General features: G+C 63.9%; 17 protein-coding genes. 5 read left to right on the forward strand and 12 right to left on the reverse strand.

Translation table 11 applies throughout. The features are described 5' to 3' along the window. Window positions 1-32: 32 nt before the first annotated feature. Window positions 33-2,585: an ABC transporter permease gene (locus AC6CHY_RS09245; protein ID WP_217388465.1), complete on the reverse strand. Its 2,553-nt coding sequence runs from the start codon at window positions 2,583-2,585 to the stop codon at window positions 33-35. Between the two features lie 2 nt (window positions 2,586-2,587). Further along, a complete protein-coding gene (locus tag AC6CHY_RS09250; protein ID WP_217388464.1) occupies window positions 2,588-3,340 on the reverse strand; it encodes an ABC transporter ATP-binding protein in 753 nt (250 codons plus the stop codon). A 120-nt stretch (window positions 3,341-3,460) separates the two neighbouring features. Between AC6CHY_RS09250 and AC6CHY_RS09255 the strand changes: the two genes are divergently transcribed. The 3 genes from AC6CHY_RS09255 (at window position 3,461) to AC6CHY_RS09265 (ending at window position 5,809) form a co-directional block, all read left to right on the forward strand. Continuing rightward, window positions 3,461-4,024: a VanZ family protein gene (locus AC6CHY_RS09255; RefSeq protein WP_498226571.1), complete on the forward strand. Its 564-nt coding sequence runs from the start codon at window positions 3,461-3,463 to the stop codon at window positions 4,022-4,024. Window positions 4,025-4,346: 322 nt separating this feature from the next. Then, window positions 4,347-5,108, forward strand: a complete 762-nt coding sequence (locus AC6CHY_RS09260; protein WP_498226572.1) for a FadR/GntR family transcriptional regulator — start codon at window positions 4,347-4,349, stop codon at window positions 5,106-5,108. Continuing rightward, on the forward strand, window positions 5,105-5,809 hold the full coding sequence (locus AC6CHY_RS09265; RefSeq protein WP_217388461.1) for a cache domain-containing protein: 705 nt from the start codon (window positions 5,105-5,107) through the stop codon (window positions 5,807-5,809). Before AC6CHY_RS09260 ends, AC6CHY_RS09265 begins: the two co-directional genes overlap by 4 nt. 40 nt (window positions 5,810-5,849) lie before the next feature. Here AC6CHY_RS09265 and AC6CHY_RS09270 read toward each other — a convergent pair whose 3' ends face one another. The 10 genes from AC6CHY_RS09270 to AC6CHY_RS09315 all read right to left on the reverse strand — a co-directional run bounded on the left by AC6CHY_RS09270 (window position 5,850) and on the right by AC6CHY_RS09315 (window position 15,675). Next, window positions 5,850-6,683, reverse strand: coding sequence for a gamma-glutamyl-gamma-aminobutyrate hydrolase family protein (locus AC6CHY_RS09270; protein ID WP_498226573.1), 834 nt, complete (start codon window positions 6,681-6,683; stop codon window positions 5,850-5,852). Then, window positions 6,680-7,450, reverse strand: coding sequence for a gamma-glutamyl-gamma-aminobutyrate hydrolase family protein (locus AC6CHY_RS09275; protein ID WP_217388459.1), 771 nt, complete (start codon window positions 7,448-7,450; stop codon window positions 6,680-6,682). Before AC6CHY_RS09275 ends, AC6CHY_RS09270 begins: the two co-directional genes overlap by 4 nt. Next, window positions 7,447-8,169, reverse strand: coding sequence for an ABC transporter substrate-binding protein (locus AC6CHY_RS09280; RefSeq protein ID WP_217388458.1), 723 nt, complete (start codon window positions 8,167-8,169; stop codon window positions 7,447-7,449). Before AC6CHY_RS09280 ends, AC6CHY_RS09275 begins: the two co-directional genes overlap by 4 nt. After that, window positions 8,169-9,584: a glutamine synthetase family protein gene (locus tag AC6CHY_RS09285; RefSeq protein ID WP_498226574.1), complete on the reverse strand. Its 1,416-nt coding sequence runs from the start codon at window positions 9,582-9,584 to the stop codon at window positions 8,169-8,171. Before AC6CHY_RS09285 ends, AC6CHY_RS09280 begins: the two co-directional genes overlap by 1 nt. A 28-nt stretch (window positions 9,585-9,612) precedes the next feature. After that, a complete protein-coding gene (locus tag AC6CHY_RS09290; RefSeq protein ID WP_498226575.1) occupies window positions 9,613-10,842 on the reverse strand; it encodes an NAD(P)/FAD-dependent oxidoreductase in 1,230 nt (409 codons plus the stop codon). Window positions 10,843-10,844: 2 nt separating this feature from the next. After that, the gene (locus AC6CHY_RS09295; RefSeq protein ID WP_217388455.1) at window positions 10,845-11,036 is read right to left on the reverse strand and encodes a ferredoxin; all 192 of its coding nucleotides are present in this window, start codon (window positions 11,034-11,036) and stop codon (window positions 10,845-10,847) included. 52 nt (window positions 11,037-11,088) lie between these two features. Next, entirely contained in the window at window positions 11,089-12,300 is a 1,212-nt protein-coding gene (locus tag AC6CHY_RS09300) for a cytochrome P450 (RefSeq protein ID WP_217388454.1), read from the reverse strand. A gap of 71 nt (window positions 12,301-12,371) precedes the next feature. Further along, on the reverse strand, window positions 12,372-13,889 hold the full coding sequence (locus AC6CHY_RS09305) for an APC family permease (RefSeq protein ID WP_217388453.1): 1,518 nt from the start codon (window positions 13,887-13,889) through the stop codon (window positions 12,372-12,374). A 476-nt stretch (window positions 13,890-14,365) separates the two neighbouring features. Continuing rightward, window positions 14,366-15,280 carry a cation diffusion facilitator family transporter gene (locus AC6CHY_RS09310; RefSeq protein WP_217388452.1) on the reverse strand — a complete coding sequence of 305 codons (915 nt, stop codon included), beginning with the start codon at window positions 15,278-15,280 and terminating at the stop codon, window positions 14,366-14,368. After that, the gene (locus AC6CHY_RS09315) at window positions 15,277-15,675 is read right to left on the reverse strand and encodes an ArsR/SmtB family transcription factor (protein WP_217388451.1); all 399 of its coding nucleotides are present in this window, start codon (window positions 15,673-15,675) and stop codon (window positions 15,277-15,279) included. Before AC6CHY_RS09315 ends, AC6CHY_RS09310 begins: the two co-directional genes overlap by 4 nt. Window positions 15,676-15,738: 63 nt before the next feature. Here AC6CHY_RS09315 and AC6CHY_RS09320 point away from each other — a divergent pair, with 63 nt between their 5' ends. Then, a complete protein-coding gene (locus AC6CHY_RS09320; RefSeq protein WP_217388450.1) occupies window positions 15,739-16,335 on the forward strand; it encodes a DNA-3-methyladenine glycosylase I in 597 nt (198 codons plus the stop codon). Continuing rightward, window positions 16,332-17,225 (forward strand): DNA-3-methyladenine glycosylase family protein, encoded by an 894-nt coding sequence (locus tag AC6CHY_RS09325; RefSeq protein ID WP_217388449.1) that lies wholly within the window; start codon window positions 16,332-16,334, stop codon window positions 17,223-17,225. The genes AC6CHY_RS09320 and AC6CHY_RS09325 overlap by 4 nt, the downstream gene beginning before the upstream one ends. Window positions 17,226-17,245: the final 20 nt, after the last annotated feature.

Below are 17,245 nucleotides of genomic sequence, written 5' to 3' on the forward strand. Positions count from 1 at the left end.
GCCCTCCAGGGGAACCAGCCGTCCCCCAGCCGTTACTCGCTGGCGAGCCCCTGCACCGGGGCCAGCTTGGCGGCCCGGCGGGCCGGGACGATGGAAGCGGCAAGTGCCGCCACCACGCTGACGGCGATGACCGCGACCAGCTGGAGCCACGGGATCGAGATGCTCATGGCGCCGAAGGCCCCCATGACCGACTGGGCCCCGAGCAGCCCGTAGACGGACCCAAGCACCACGCCGATCAGTGCGGCGACGCCGCCAATCAGCACGGCCTCGGTGGCCAGCATCGACTTCAGCTGCCGGCGGGTCAGGCCCAGGGCACGCAGCAGCGAATTTTCCCGCGTCCGCTCGAGCACCGAGAGGCTCAACGTGTTGGCCACGCCGATCAGGGCGATCAGCACCGCCACGGCCAGCAGGCCGGAGACGATCATCAGCAGCATGTCGATGACGGTGTTGAACATCTGCTTCATCATGACGCCGCCGCCGATCGCGAATTCCTCCACGCCCAGCGCACCGGCCATGTCCGTGGAGAGCGTGCGAAGGGCTGCCGCATCCAGCGAGTCGTCGGTCTTGACCCACAGCTGCGTGCGGGCCATTTCGCCCTTTGCCGCAGCGGCCCGGTCGATGCCCAGCACCGAGCCTGCCGTCTCCCAGGTGATGACGGCCCCCATGTCGCTGCTTTCGCTGATCAGCATCTTCAACTCGCCGGATCCGCCGGTGAAGGAGCTGGCTTCCATGGTGTCGCCCTCGTTGTTCGAGCCGACCAGGACCTCGCCGTTGCCCGGTACCTGCTTGTCACTGTTGAGCACAGATTTCAGGGTTTCAGGATCGGCGGCCAGGATCGGCTGGCCATTGGCGGAGTCCCCCACGTAGGTGAGCGCGGAAAGTGCCTGGACCCCGTTGAGGGCCCTGACCTTCTCCAGTTCCTCGTCGGTGAAGGAAACGGTTTGGTAGTCGTCAACCACCACGTCCACCAGGAACTCGCTGCCCAGGGCATCGCCCAGCGACGACTTGGCGGTCTGGGCGCCAACCATCATCATCGAGACCAAGGTGACGCCGATGAGCAGGGCGGTGGCCGTTGCCGTGGTGCGCCCCGGGTTGCGGACGGCATTCAGGCTGGCCAGCTTGCCCGGCACGGTTCCGCCGGAGGTCAGGGCGCCGATGGCCGAAACGGCCTTGGGCAGGAAGAGGGAGCCAAGCATCAACACGCCGGGGAAGGAAAGCAGCCCGCCGCCGAAGGCAATCAGGATGTCGCCCTGGATGGCACCATAGGCCAGGGCCGCCGCACCGGCGAGCACCAGCAGGAAGCCGAAGATGATGCGCAGCTTGCCGGCCTTGTTCCCCACGGCGACGTCCTCCGCCGGACGCAAGGCCGCCAGCGGGGAGACTGACATGGCCTTGCCTGCCGGGACCCAGGCCGCAACCAGGGTGATGACCGTGCCCGCAAGCATCGGAACAATGATCGAGACCGGGCTCACGGCCAGCGTCACGAAGGACATTTCCTCCACGGTGCTCGAGAGGATTGCGATCAGTGTCGCCATGATGCCCACGGCCAGCAGCACGCCGCCGGCCGAGGCCAGCACGCCAATCACGAGGGCTTCGACGAGCACGGATGAGCGGATCTGCGAGCGCACGGCACCCAGGGTGCGCATCAGGGCAAGTTCACGCGTGCGCTGGGCGATGAGCACGGCGAAGGTGTTCATGACCACCAGCCCGGTGACCACCAGGGCGATGAGCGCGAAGACCAAGAGCACGATGGTGAGCTGGTCGCTTCCGCCGGAGAAGCTGGCCACGTCCTTGACGATCTGCTCATCGGGGGTCAGCACCTGGACAAATTCCAGGCCGGTGCCCTTCAGCGCGGAAGCGATCGAATCCTTGGTTCCGGCGAGGGCCGCCGGGTCGTTGACTTTCAGCACGATCTGGTTGTAGACCGTTGGCGCGTCCCCGCCCAGTGCATTCAGCAGCGAGCCGCTGACGGTCAGGTTCATGACGGAACCGGACATCGGGTCGTTGGAGCTCGCGGTGGTTCCGGTGATCTTGACCTGGCGGTTGACCTGCTTCTCATCGGAGGTCACGGCGCCCAGATCCAGGACATCGCCGATGGAGATGTTGTATTCCTTGGCGTAGGTGGAATCGACTGCGGCCTGTTCGCCGCCGGTGGGCAGTGCCCCGGATTCCAACACGGTGTTGCTCAACGCCGGATCCTTGGCCGCGGTGTTCACCGACGCGTAGTAGTCCTTGCTTCCGGCGCGGACGCTGACTCCCACCTCGCTGGCGCCGTGGACGGCGGACACGCCGTCCACCTTTTCGATGGCTTCCAGCGCCGCGGCGCCGAGCTGGTATGAGGATTCCTTCGGTTCTGCGTCGCCGCCGTCGGCGGTGGCCGCGTCATAAGCTGCGGAGTAGTCTCCGGAGACCACGAGGTCGGCATTTGCGTACGAGGACCCGAGGCTGTTCTTCAGCGTTTCGGTGGCCGAGGCGTTGACCATGAGGGTGGCGGCCAGGAAGGCCGTGCCGATCATGACCGCCAGGGTGACCGCGATGAATCGCCGGGAATAGGTCTTGAGGTTGGCTAGTGCTAGCTGCAGCAAGGCTATGCACCCAGCCCGGAAAGCGCCTGGGTCACGGATTCGACGGTCGGGGCCTCGAGCTGGCCCACCAGTTCGCCGTCCTTCATCAACAACACGGTGTCGGCGTAGGAGGCGGCCACGGCGTCGTGGGTGACCATGATGATGGTCTGGCCCATCTCGCGGGTGGAGGAACGCAGCAGCGAGAGCACCTCGGCGCCGGTGCGCGAGTCAAGGTTGCCGGTCGGTTCGTCCCCGAAGACGACCTCGGGGCGGGTGAGCAGGGCGCGGGCCACGGCCACGCGCTGCTGCTGGCCGCCGGAGAGCTCGTGGGGCTTGTGGTTCAGGCGGTCGGTCAGTCCAAGGGTGGTGACGATTCTCTGCAGCCATTCCTTGTCGTGTTTCTTGCCGGCCAGTGCCAGCGGCAGCAGGATGTTGGCTTCCGCGGTGAGCGTGGGAACCAGGTTGAAGGACTGGAAAACGAAGCCGACCTTTTCGCGGCGCATCTTGGTCAGTGCATCGTCATTCAGCTTGGAGATGTCCGTCCCGCCGATGAAGATCTGCCCGCCGCTGGCATCATCCAGGCCGGCCAGGCAATGCATGAGCGTGGACTTTCCGGATCCCGAGGGGCCCATGATGGCGGTGAACTTGCCGCGGGCGAAGGAGACGTCGACGCCTCGCAGCGCCTCGACGCGGGTGGTTCCCTCGCCATAGATCTTGGTCAGGCCCGTCGCGTGGACAGCGAAATCGGTGCTGGTGTGTGGTGCAGTAATGGTCATGGTTCCACGTTATGTGGCCACTGTATGGTTTTGGATCATCCTAGGGGACCCTTTTATCCACCGCTTGGCTCATACCCGGGTATGAGACAGCGGGCTCACAGGCTACGCCGATACGATCCTATGTCTATGCTCTATTTCGCCGTCCCCACCGTTGCGCTGCTTGTCGTGCTGGGCCTTGCCGCAAGCATCGCCCTGCTGGCCGTCCTTCTTTGGTTCGCTTCCGGTGGCAATTCCCGCGCCCAGCGCCACGTGCTGCTCGTGGCCATTCCCGTGTGGGCCGTTGGCCTGGCCGTGGCGGTGTTTCCCGCCGCTCCGACGCCGGATCCTTCGATCCCGGCCGGCACCTTCAACTGGATTCCGTTCCTGGCGCACCGGGAGCGCTCCCTGGGCGTGGAGCTGCTGGCGAACCTCGGCCTCTTTGCCCCGCTGGGCATGATGTTGGCCTTCTGTTGGCGTCGGTTTGCGGTACTGAAGACCACCCTGCTGGTGTTGGGCATGTCGATCTGCGTTGAAGCCACCCAGCTGGCGCTGCGCAACAATCGCGCCTCGGACATCACAGACATCATCACCAACACCGCCGGCGGGTTTATTGCGGCAGTGATCGGATGGGCCTTGGTGTCGATGGCCAGGGGAAGGCGGAGCGCGGCAGATGCATCCAGCCAGGAGCCATTGCTAAAGAGGTAATATCGCGCATTCCGCAACCACCGGATCCAGGAACGTGTTCCACGGCGTGCTCCCCGTCGCAGGCATGCCGGACATCCCCATACAGATCCGACTCCCTGTCCGGGTCCTCCATGCGGACCTCGACATCCATGCTCCGGGCCTCGAATGACGGGCTACGCACCCGGGGACGAATTGTTGAAGTTCGCCCCGCTTTGCTTGCTTTCCATCTCGGTGCGCGTCAATCCGGTTTTCTTCTCCATCTGGGGACTCGCGTTCCACGGTTCACCGGATCTAGCCGATAGACTGGCCTGAATTTCCGTTTGTTTGGCTTGGAGTACCCGGTTTGGCCTTGAACATGTCTTTCCAGTCGCAGATCTATCGCTCCTTGCCAGATCTGGAACGTTCCGATGCCATCGTCAACCGCATTTCCAAGGCCATCACGCTCGGCATGCTGCGCGTGGGGGAACGCCTGCCCAACGAGATCGAGATGTCTGAGATGTTCGGCGTGGCCGCGGCAACCCTGCGTGACGCCCTGGCTGTCTTGCGCGACCAAGGTATCGTCGAGACCAGACGCGGTCGCAGCGGCGGGACATTCATTCTGAAGCAACCGCAATTCCAGCTCGATGCCATGCGCAAGTGGCTAATGGCCACATCGATTGCCGAGATCCGGGATCTCGGAGACGAACAGTCGGCCATAGCCGCCGCCACCGTCCGCCTGGCCTGCGACCGGGCCGAGCCGCATGAATTGGAGAGACTGCAGGATATGGCCCGCTCATTGGTCTTGGCCGAAAACGCCCAGGCGCGGGCACGTGCCGACAGTCGCTTTCACATTGAATTGGCGGTGACTGCCCAATCCACCAGATTGGCGAACGCCGAAATCCGGTTGCAGGCCGAAACGGTGGAGGTTCTCTGGTCTCCGTTGGTCGATGAGTTTGATGCGGAGCGGGCCACCGCGGAACATCTCGCGCTGGTGCGTGCAGTGTCCGAAAATCACAGCCAACAAGGGCAACAATTGGTGATCGACCATATCCGGCGCAGCACGCACCATCTCATTGATACGAAGTTGGCCCTGAGCTATGCAACAGACGTGAAGGAAACCCCATGAGCCTCCCCCAACCAACAGTTGCAGCCTTGGGAAACATTTCCAGCTGGTTTAACGAGGCGTCGACGGCTACCTACGCTATGGCCGCCGCAGTTACCGAACTGCTCACACGAGAAGTAGCCCCGAGCGCACTTGTCACCAAGGACGATCTGGCCGGCCTGAAGACCCTGGCCTCCGATTTCCTGCAGCGGCATCCGTACGCCGTTGGGTCCGGGGCAACTTTTTACTCGGCTCGGATGAGCGCGGGACAAGGCGTCCTCGAATGGTGGACCCCTGGACCCAACGGGGCCGAAAAGTTGGTATTTGACCTTGATCCGGGCGGGGAGAGGTTCTACGACTATGAGCATCTTCCCTTTTTCAGCGCCGCGGAGAGAACCGGCGAAGTAACGATCTGGGGACCGTACGTCGATTACCTGGGATCGGACGAGTACATCCTCACGCACACCGCCCCGTTCGAAATCCATGGGGAATTTGCGGGTGTTGCCGGCTATGACGTGACGGTGCGGGCACTGGAAGACATTTTTCTTCCCACCTTGCGTTCGATCCCCGGCCATGCGGCCCTTTTGAACTCCAGCGATCGGGTCATCATCGGCAACTCCGGTGCCTACCTGGTGGGGGAAAGGATCAAGGCCACGCCCAGCGAAAGCCGGATCGTGCCCTTGGAAGTCCCCCACCTGGGTTTGTCCCTGTTGGTTCCCGCCTAGCTTCGTGGCGGGTCGAAGACATTTCGACCCGCCACGCCAGTCAGGCCCACTGCGCGAGCTGCGCGACTTGCCGGCGACGCAGGATGCCCTGATCCACCAGGGCGCCGAAGATCGCGCGGCGGTCCTCCGCTGATCCGTCGCGGTCTTCCGGATGCCATTGAACGGCCACGGCCCATGTTTTCCCGGGGTGTTCGGTGCCCTCCACGATCCCGTCGTCGGCCACGGCGCTGACGATCAAGTCCGCGGCCACGCGGTCCACGGCCTGGTGATGACCGGAACGCACGGTGACTCGCCCACGGCCCAGGATCCCGCGGATCTTGCTGCCCTCGGCAAGAGTCACCCCTTCGTCGAGGAACATCGGCTGGCCGGATTGACCCTGGTGCAAGGTCGAGGGAACGATGTCCGGCACCAATGTCCCGCCGAGAGCCACGTTCAAGAGCTGGGATCCCCGGCAGATGGCAAGCAGCGGTTGGTCCTTCTCCAGGGTCCGGTGGATCAGGGCGATGCAGAATTCATCGGCAGTGCGGTCCACACCGTAGGCCTTGGGGATCGGGCCCTGAAGTTCGTACAGCGACCCGTCCACGTCACCGCCGCCGAGAAACAGCACAGCGTCCGCTTCCTCGGCGGCCAGCGCCGCCCGAGGATCCGCCGCGGAGCTGTCGATCAAGATAGCGCGGGCCCCGCTTTCCAGCAATTGGTCGAAGGCACTGCGAGTGAAGTCGCGCATGATCCTGTGGCTTTCGCCAACCATGCCGGGGAAAGTCAATGAGACCACCACTGCCACCAGTGGAGCATCCGGGGGAAGCAAGTCGAACCCTTCCGGGATGATTTCTTCCAGGGTCAATACCCGGTCTTCTCGTGGATCGGTACTCATAAACCCAAAACCTCCAAGGTGTTCGTCTGCTCGCGCGAGGACGCCGCGGCACGGAAGGTCCCGGCTGCCTCGACGACCCAGCTGAATAGTGCGTGGTCGGTGGCCGAGGCCTCGGCCAGGTCCTCGGGATGCCATTGGACGGCCAGCAGCGAAGCGTCCGGAAGCTCCAATGCCTCAATGACTCCGTCCGGTGCCGTGGCGGCAACCCGCAGCCCCGCTCCGATGCGGTCGACCGACTGGTGGTGGTACGAGGAGGTACACACGGGGGCATGCCCCAAGACCGAGGCAAGGAGCGTGCCGGGCTCGCAGGTTACCGGGTGCTGGGCGCCGCGGTGCTGGATCTCGCCGGGCGCCAAATGGCCCACAAGCGTTCCGCCGTGGACGACATTAAGTAATTGCATGCCCCGGCAGATGGCCAGGGTCGGGATTCCTGATTCGAGGCAGGCCTGCAGGAGGCCGGCTTCGTAGTCGTCCTGTCCCGGGTAGTCGGCCGGCCAATAGTGCTCGTCCGGCTCACTTCCATAGCGACGCGGGTCGACGTCGGCCCCGCCGGCTATGACCACTCCGTCCAGCCGGGCGAGCTGGTCGGCCGCCGACTCGCTGCTGCCTGGAAACAGGACAACGGGTTCACCTCCGGCCCGGTCAATGCCGGCCAGCACGGCCACGGCCACTGCAGCCCCCGCGAAGCGCATGCCCTGCACCTTGGCCGACCACATGCCCGGGACGCCTATCAGCGGGCGTCGGGCGGGCCCTGGACCCCCCGTCATGCCCGGCTGCCCGCGATTGCCTCGATGCTGTGGCCCAAGGGAAAGTCGAGCGTTGGCATCCAGGTGTCCCACACCTCGCGCAGGCTGCCGTCGGCAATCACGGCAGCCAGGGCCACGTTGAGTTCCTCGCGCAGGAAAAGGTTGTCCTTGGCGACCCCGATCCCCCACGGGTTGCGGGTTGCCACGGTGAAGGCCACGTCGTAGCGCGGGTCGTCCCCCAGCGGCACCAGCACCACGTCGTCATCGACCATGGCATCGACGCTCGAGTCGGCGACCGCCGCCAGCATGTCTTCGTAAACGGTGTCCCCGCTGAAGGGAACGAGGATCGCCCCTTCGAAGGTTCGTGCCAATGCCATGTTGGCGCTGCCGTCGATGGCGGCCACCCGATACCCGGCCAGGTCAGCCGGGGTTCGTGCAGGGTCGTCCTTGCGCACCAGTACCGTTTCATCGAAGACCGCATACGGGCGGGTGAAATCCACGATGGCCTGGCGTTCGGGAATGATGCCCTGTCCGCACCACACCGCATCCACCTGGTGGTCGCGCACCGAGGGCAGCATCTCGTCCCATCCCATGACGACCCACTCGATGTTCCTGCCCATGCGCGAGGCAACAAGCTCGGCGGCGGCCGGCTCGTAGCCGGTGCGCTGGCCGTTGTCATCGATCAACGAAAAGAGTGGGGGTGCGACCGCGTCGATGCAGGCCAGTTTGAGCGTTGTCATTACGGCATCGTCTCCCAGTACATTTCGCGGTCCCATTCGGTGATCGAGCCGCAGTAGCGGGCCCATTCCTCTTCTTTGAGCTTGGTGTAGATCGAAACCAGGTCCGCCGGCAGCTGCGAGGTCAGGTAGGTGTCCGAGACGAACGCCCCGATGGCATCGCCGAGGGTCAGTGGCAACTGGGCGCCGAGCGCCGGCGCGCTGTCGCAGGCCTCGTCGGGAGCGCCCGGTTCAAGCTTGCGGTTGATCCCGTCCTCCATCGAGGCGATCAGCAACGTGTGGGACAAATAGGGGTTCACCGCTGCGTCCGGAACCCTGTACTCCATCCGGCCGTTGGCGGAGATGCGGATTAGGCAGCCGCGCGAGTCAAGGCCCCAGTTGGCAGTGGAAGGCGCGAATTGCCCGGCGTCCCAGAACCGTTTGTAGGAGTTCACGGTGGAGGCCATCACGGCCATGGATCCCTGGGCGTGGGCCAGCATGCCGCCAATGGCGTGCCGGGCGGTCTCCGAAACGTGCAGTTCCAGACGTCCAGCGTCCTCGATGACGTTGGTGTCCCCGTCCCAGAGGCTGAGGTTGTGGTGGCAGCCATTGCCCATCTGGCCGTTGTAGGGCTTGGGCATGAAGGAGGCGGTGACCCCGAATTCGCGGGCTACCTGCTTGCAGATCTGTCGGTACGTGACCAGCCGGTCCGCGGTGTTCTCCACGCGGTCGTACATCCAGTTCAGTTCGAGCTGCCCGTCGTCCTCGTAGTCGCCCTCGATCATGTCCAGGCCCATGGCCTTGGAGTAGGTGACAAGCTTCTTGTAGATCGGGCGCATGCGCTCGAGATTCTCGACCTGGTAGGCGGGGCTGGAGCCGGGCCGCTTGACGACCTCGAGGCCGGGTCCTTCCCAGGTCATTTCCGGTTCGGTGCCCGAGCGCACTTCGAATCCGGTGCGTTCAGTGAACGCGGCGTGGGTCCGGGCCAAGAGTGAACGCGTGTCGATGGCCAGCGGACGGCCGCCGACCTCCGGCAGGTGCGGGGGCTCATAGGCGGTGCAGAAGATTCGGGCGACCGAGGTGTCCCAGGGGAGCACCACAAAGGATTCTGGCTCCGGCAGGGCCCAGAACTCGCGGGCCTCGATGCCGCCGCCGATCAAGTTTCCATGACGGTCGTTTTGCAGGTCGGAGAGCGCCGTGCGGTGGAAACAGATTCCCTTTTCCAGGTTGCGGCGGAAGTGGTTGGCGGGAACCATCTTGGCCACGACGCGCGATCCGATGGTGGGCAGCGCGTAATAGATGTACTCGACCCCGGCGGCCTCGATCTTCGCCGCAAGGTCCTTGACGACCTCGGGTGCGAGGTTGCGGGCCTGGTGCCGGGAAAAGGCTTCACGGTCCAGCATGGCGTCGGATTCGGTTCTCAGTGCTTGCAAGGTCATGGGACTCAACTCGTTTCTACTGGAAGTCTTAGTTGGTGACTAGTGCGCCGGCGTCGAGCACCAGCTGGCGGTAATGCAAGTGCCGCGAGGCTGGCAGGCCGGCATTGACGACGCCTATGAGCGTGTTCCCGCGGTAGTAGCCCACCGCGACCCCCTCCTGGGGCTTGCCGGGGTCGCCCTCGAGGATTCGGGTTTCCTCGGCGTCGGCAGGGGAACCGACTCCGTTGATCCGGGTGCCGAAGATGTCGGTCCAGAAAGACGGAAGCGGGGCTGGGGCCTCTGCCGGCGTCCGGCCGGCGATCCCGGCGACCAGCGCAGGGGCAGCAATCTTGGCGGTGTCGGTGGGCGTCGCCCAGTGCTCCACTCGCCGGGCGGGAAGCCCGTTACGGACATCGGGGTAACGGGCAATGTCACCAACGGCGACAACGCATGGCACCGGTTGCCCGTCGGCGGCCAGGACGCGCAGGTGCCCGTCGCATTCCACGCCGTCGCCGAGGTCCAGTCCGTTTCCCTGCAGCCATTCGACATTGGCATGGGATCCCACGGCCTCGATGATCACCTCTGCAGACACCGTGCGGCCATCGGAAAGCTCGATCCCGGTGCAGGATCCATCGCCCCTGTAGGCGACTACGGAGACCGCCTCCCGGCAGTCCACACCGCGGCGCGAGAGCATCTCCCGCACCCCGGCGGAAAGTGCCGAACCCAGAGGTCGCTCCATGGGGCCGGTGCGTCCCTCCACGAGGGTCACCGCGCAGCCCAGCGAGGCCGCGGTGGCCGCGCTTTCGCATCCGATGAACCCCGAGCCGATGACCCCGACCCGGGTTCCTGGCAACAGCACCGTGTGCAGGGCCAGGGCATCGTCGATGCTGCGCAAGACGTGACGCCCGTCCAGGGGACCGGGGACCGCAACCCGCGCCGGACGCAGCCCCGTGGCAATCACCAACCCGTCGAAACTGATTTCCTCCCCGTCGTCAAGGGTGATGGTACGGCCGGCGAGGTTGGAAGCAGTGATGCGGGTTCCCAAGCGCCACTGGATTCCGGTGGCACTGCGCCGGGGCCGGAAGGCCAGCTTGGAAAGTACCTCTTTCGGGGTTCCGGGTGCGGCCAGGACCTCCTTGGAGAGCGGTGGCCGGTTGTAGGGGGGATGGTTTTCCTCCCCGATGACCAGGATTTCGCCCTCCCAGCCGGTTGCCCGCAGCTGTTCGGCGGCGCGTAGTCCCCCGAGCGAAGCCCCGGCGACGATGATCCGCTGGCCCATGGCTAGTCCTTCACGAAGATGGCTTGGACCGGACACACGTCGATGGCTTCCTCGACTTCGTCAAGCAATGCATCGTCGAAGATTTCCTCGAATTCAAGGACTCCTTCGTCGTTCATCGAGAAGACTTTCGGGGCGGCGATGGCACACTGGCCGTGGTTGTCGCATAGTTTACGGTCGACGGTGATCTGTGACATGGTGAAGCTCGTTTCCTTGGTGCTGGCGGTGATGTGGAAAGGCAGGCGGGGCCTAGATGCGCTTGGTGAAACCGATGGGTAGCCGAATCGGACCGGTGTTGCCCGAGTCGGGCAGCCATTCGTCCCCTCCGGTCAGGTGCGGATTGCCCAGGCGGCCGGCCAAAAGCGGAAGTGCCTCGCTCATGTCGGCGCGGGCCACGAAGTGGCCGAGGCAGTGGTGCACTCCACCGCCGAACCCGTAGTGGGCGGGGTGTTCACCAAGCAGGTCCAGTTCAGGGTTGGGGAATGCGAGAGGATCGGTGCCGGAAGCTTGGGTGAAAAGGTGCACGGTGGTGCCGGCGGCAATCTCCAGTCCCTGATAGGTGAAGTCCTCAACTGCCTCGCGGGTTACCCAGGTGACGGTTGGGTTGATGCGCATGACCTCTTCGACGGCCTTGGCGCCGAGCTCAGGCCGCGCCGACAACAGTTCCCACTGCTCCGGGTTCCGCATGAAGGATTGCATGGCAAGCCCTAACTGGTTGCGGGTGGTGTCCATGCCGCCGAAAATCAGCAGCACCAGCGCGTTGCGCAATTCCTCGTCGTTGAGCTTGTCGCCATCCCGGCTGGCCAGGACCAGCCGGGAGACAAAGTCCTCGCCCGGATTTGCTTGGCGGTCCTTGATGAGGTCTTCGGCGTAGTCATACAGCTCGGCCACCGCCGCGTCGACCTTGTCCAGGTCCTGCTTGAAGGTGACGCCAAGTGCCAGTCCAATGGTGGAGGCAAGCCGGGCAATGGTCGGCCATTCGCTTTCCGGTATGCCCAGCAAGATGGTCAGCACGCGAGTGGCGTACGGTTCCGCAAAGTCTCCGATGAACTCGCAGGAGCCACTGTCGATGAATTCGTCAATAAGTTCGTTCGCCAGCGCCTGAAAGCGTGGAACCAGGTCCTTGATCAGCCGCGGGGAAAAGGCCGGGTTGAGGAGACGCCGGATCCGGTGGTGGTCTTCTCCCTCCAATACGAGCAGGTTCTTGGTCCACCAGTCAAAGAATAGTCCGCCATGCACTCCGTTGTGGGCGGGCCACTTGGCACTGCCCTGGATGAGCTTGGGGCTCTTGAGCAGCTTGCTGACTTCCTCGTAGCGCAACACGGCGATGCCGTAGTTGGTCTTTGCATACCAGCTGGCCTCGCGGGCGTTGCGGAGCTCTTCGGACTGCATAGCGAAGCTCGGATCCGAGATGTCGAGATAAGGGACGTTGAGTTGGTTCGGGGCGGTTTCGACACTCATGGTGCGATCCTTTCGTGGTGGTACTGGTCTTCTTGGGCGGTCGCCCATCGGCTGATAGTGGCTTCGCGTTTTTAGCTTCCGCCGACAGTTTCGAGAGCGCTACAGGCATCCGCGGCGGGAGCGTTCCCCTTGAGGTGGGGTTTGCGAAGCGCAAGATAGAGTCCTCCGATTCCCAGGACGAAGATTGAGGAAATCAAGACGATGTAGTTGGCGAACCATCCGGCTTCCGGTGTCCGTGGCCAGGCCATGTTGATCATGCCCAAGACCCCCCACAGGAGTGCCATCACATTGACCGGAATGCCCCAGCGACCTAGCTGGTACTTGCCTGCCGGCTTCCAGCCCTTGAGCCTGGCCCGCAGTGAGGCCAGCACGACCATTTGGAAGCCCAGGTACATTCCCATGGCCGCGAAGGAGATGATGGCGACCAGTGCATCTTCGGAAATCTTGGAACCGATCACGACCAGCGCGGGAAACACACCGGCGATCAGCAGCGCGTACGGCGGTACGTGGCGGCGATCGCTGAATCGGCTGAGCAGGGAACTGAATGGCAGGATTCCGTCGCGGGCCATGGAGTAGGTCAGGCGGCTCGCAGCAGCCTGGAGGCTCAAGACGCACGAGACGAAGGAAACCAGCACCACCCCGAGCACGACCTTGTAACCAACAGGGCCGAATGCCGCCATCAGGACTCCCACGAGCGGGTCGGAGTCGGCACCTGAAATCACTGCCCCGAAGTCGGGGACGGCGAGGATGAGCGAGAGGCAGACGAACATCGCCGCCGCTCCCCCTATGTAAATGGTCATGCGCATGGCCTTGGGAATGGTGCGACCGGGGTTCGGGACTTCTTCCGCCACGTCGCCGCAGGCCTCAAAGCCGTAGTACTGGAAGATACCTATCAATCCGGCTGCTGCGAAGGCCACGAAGTAGTCGGAACCCTCACCGGCGCCGAAGGTCTCAAAGAGCACGCCCAGGTCATGATTGCGGTGGCCGATAATCAACCAGAGGCCCACGACAACTGCACCACCGAGTTCCGCGATCAGGCCGAGCATGGCGACCTTGTTCAGTACGCCGGTGCCGAGGAGGTTGAGGCAAGTTGCCAGCGCGATAATGACCAGCGCGGCGAGGATGGTCGCGTCGACGCTGCTTTCCATTCCGAGGAAGGCCGCAAGGTACGGGCCTGCGCCGTATGCCACGGAGGCGATCGTCGTCAGAAGCGCGACAAGGTAAACCCAGCCATTCATCCAGCCCCACTTGCGGCCCCACAGGCGTCGCGACCACGGGTAGACCCCGCCGGCGACCGGGTAGTTTGACACGATTTCACCAAAGACCATGGCGACGAACATCTGCCCGGCTCCAACTATGAGCAACGACCAAAACATCGGGGGCCCCGCGGTGCCCAATGCGATCGCAAAGAGCGAATAGATTCCCACCACGGGCGATAAGTAAGTGAACCCCAGCGAGACGTTCCCCCAGAACGTCATCTCTCGCTTGAACTGGGCTTCATACTCGTAGCCGAGAGATGCCAGGTGGGCGGCGTCCTCGTCATGCACATGCGATGAGGCCTCAGGTACTTTACGTGACTCTATGGACACGACGTCTCCTAGTTGGATTTCGGTGGTTTGGTCGAGTGAACAGAGCCACGCACCCTTGTGATGTACATCACGCGGCCTCTGGTAAATAAAAACTGTATCCGTGAATGATTTAGAGCGCAAGCCCTCCGACAAGTTTCCACAGCGGGCCAAACTGACATCTACGGCCATATATGGCCCTTTCACCTCAAAGATCATTCACTTCGGGGCGGAATACTCAACTTCTTGCATGCAAAAACCAACCGCACCGGCCTTCCCAGCAATGCGAATGGGGATATAAACTTCATTTCCGAAGGTAAAATTCAACGGGTGCGCACAACCACCCGACCATGAGGCAAAACCGATCCGAGGATTCTTATCCGTGGACACTCGGGCGAGGGGCGGACAAAACAAAGCGCCCGTGGTCCAGTTTCAAGAACTGGACCACGAGCGCGTCGCCGGTGCCGTAAATCTCCTCACGCGGGTCAGGTGCGAATCCGCTAGTCGTGCCCCTCGTGCTCCGGGGCCTGGTGCCTGTGTGACTCGATCTGGAAGGTCGAATGCTCGATGCTCACCTCGAAGTGCTCGGCCACGCACGACTGCAATTCGCCAAGAAGGGTGGCCGCGGCACCGGTGTGGAACGCCTCGTCTTCCACCACGACGTGGGCGGAGAGGATCGGCAGGTTCGTGGCAATCTGGCTGGCGTGCAGGTCGTGGACAGCCAACACCAGCGGGTGCGCGACCAGGTGGGCACGGACGTCTTCGAGGTCAAGCCCCCTGGGCGTGGATTCCAGCAGGATGTGGGTGGTCTCCCCCAGCAATTTCAGTGCGCGCGGGATGATCAGGGCGGCTATCAGCATGGCGGCAATCGAGTCCGCCTGCATCCAGCCCGTCGCGGAAATGACGATCGCCGAGATGATCACGGCAACGGATCCCAATGCGTCGTTGACGACCTCCAGGAAGGCTGCACGCATATTCAGGTTGTCGTCCTTGCCGGAGGCCAGGATCAGCATCGAGGCAACATTGCCAAGCAGGCCGATGATGCCGAAAACGAGCAAGCCGCCCCCGGCTATCTCCGTCGGCTCGAAGAGACGGCGGATGCCGTCGACCAGCGCGTAGACGCCCACGCCGAGCAGCAGGGCCGATTGGAGGGTCGCGGAAAGCACCTCCGCCCGGCGAAAGCCCCAGGTGCGCTTTGCGGTGGGCTTCCGCATGACCAGCGTTGCCGCGGTCAATGCCAGCAGCAGGCCGGTGGAATCGGTGAGCATGTGGACGGCGTCAACGAGCAGGGCCAACGAGTTGGTGATGAACGCACCGACAACCTCGGCGATGAGGATGGTCGCGGTGATGCCAAATGCCCATGCAAGTTTCTTCCGGTTGGTCGTTGCCGAACCATGGTCGTGGTCGTGGCTCATGGGCGCGCTCCTTCCGGTACCGGCGAGGGACCATGGACCGCGGTGAAGTCGTGCGTTTCGAGTTCATGGCCGTCGCTGATGCCGATGTAGTGGTTCGCGTCCCCCAGAAGCTTCTGCAACAACTGCGGGTTTGCCAGCGAGAACAAGCTGGCGCGGCCCTGTGCCCGCGAGGTCACCAGTCCGCAGTCACGGAGGCAGGAAAGGTGGGCGCTGACAGTGCTCTGGGCCAGGCCCAGGTGCTCGGTGAGTTCCTTGACCTTGTGCTCCCCGGTCCGCAGGTGCGCCAGGATCATCAGTCTCGTGGGATCGGCCAGTCCATGGAAAAGGGCCGCCGCCGCGGCATGGCCCTCGAGGGCGTTCTGGCGTCCATGGTCCGCTCGGTCTAGCATCGTCATATTACGATGATAGCGATTTGTGGCGATAAAGCCAACGGAGAACAGCCGTGGCAGGATTGGAACATGAGCACCGGAATAATCATTGGAGAAGACAGTCTTGCCCGACCGTCCTGGGCGGCAACGGACCCGATGATGCGCACGTACTACGACACCGAGTGGGGAATGCCGGTGCGTGACGAGCATGGCGTCTTTGAACGGCTGAGCCTCGAGGCCTTCCAGGCAGGACTGTCCTGGGCAACCATATTGCGCAAGCGAGAAAATTTCCGCGAGGCCTTCTCCGGGTTCGACCCCGAGGTCATCGAGCGATTCGGCGATGCGAAGGTCGAAGAGCTGCTGGGCAACGCCGGGATCATCCGCAACCGCGCCAAGATCCTGGCGACCATCAAGAACGCGAAGGCCACGATCGCGCTGCGCGAGGACGGCGGCCTGGCCGAGTTCATTTGGTCGTTCCAGCCCGATTCCACCCCGGCTCCCAACGCACTGGAGGACATCCCCACCACCAGCCCCGAATCCGTGGCCCTGTCCAAGGCGCTGAAAAAGCGCGGCTTCGCCTTCGTGGGGCCCACGACCATGTTCGCGCTCATGGAGGCACTGGGCATCGTGGACACCCACCTGGTGGGCTCGCACCGTCGCGGCACCTCGGGCATCTGGCCGGCATGAGCTCGCGCTTTCTGGAGTCCAACGGCCCGTTGGACCCCGCCCACATGTTGCGCACGCTGGGCATTCATTCGATCCCTACCCTCGATATCCACGAGCCGCGCGCACTTCGGCACACCCGAGTGGTGTCGATTGCTTCTGGCCCGAGGACCGTCGAGCTGGAATTTGCCGAGGATGGCGTGCAACTTACCTGCGCCGAGGCGAGCGCGCATGACCTCGGCCAGCTCGAAGGCATCGTGCGCGCCTGGCTGGATCTGGATTCGGACCTCGCGCGCATGCAAGGTCACTTCGACCGGGACGCCCTGCTCGGCCCCCTGGTCCGGGCCCGGCCATGGTTGCGCCTGGTCGGATACCTCAATGGCTTCGAGGCAGCGGCCACCACGATTCTTGGCCAGCAGGTATCACTGGCGGCGGGCAGGACCTTTGGCGGGCGATTCGTGGGCGCCTACGGAAGCGACGGGCCAGGCGGCCTGCGCATCTTCCCGACACCCGAGGCGGTGGTTGCGCAGGGCGTCGACATCTTGCGAGAGACCATTGGGCTCACCAAGTCCCGTGCTGCCACCTTGTTCGCCATGGCGGAAAGTTTCGCCGCCAAGGATTTTTCCGGTGCCGCCGGCATCCCGCTGGACCGCGCCGAGCTTCTGGCGTTGCGCGGCGTCGGCCCCTGGACGGCCGATTACCTTCAGATGCGCGGTCGCAGCGATCCGGATGCCTTCGTACCCGGTGACCTTGTCGCCCGCAGGGCGTTGAACCGGATCACCGAACGCGAGGCATCCAGGTTGGCGGAATCATGGGCACCATACCGGTCCTACGCCATGGTCCATCTTTGGGCCTCGGACCCGGGGGCCCCACTGCCGCCCGCCCTCTCCAGGCCGGGTGGCCAGGGGACCTGAGTGGCCCCGGTTCGCAACCG

The organism is Paeniglutamicibacter sp. GQ140, assembly GCF_059759235.1.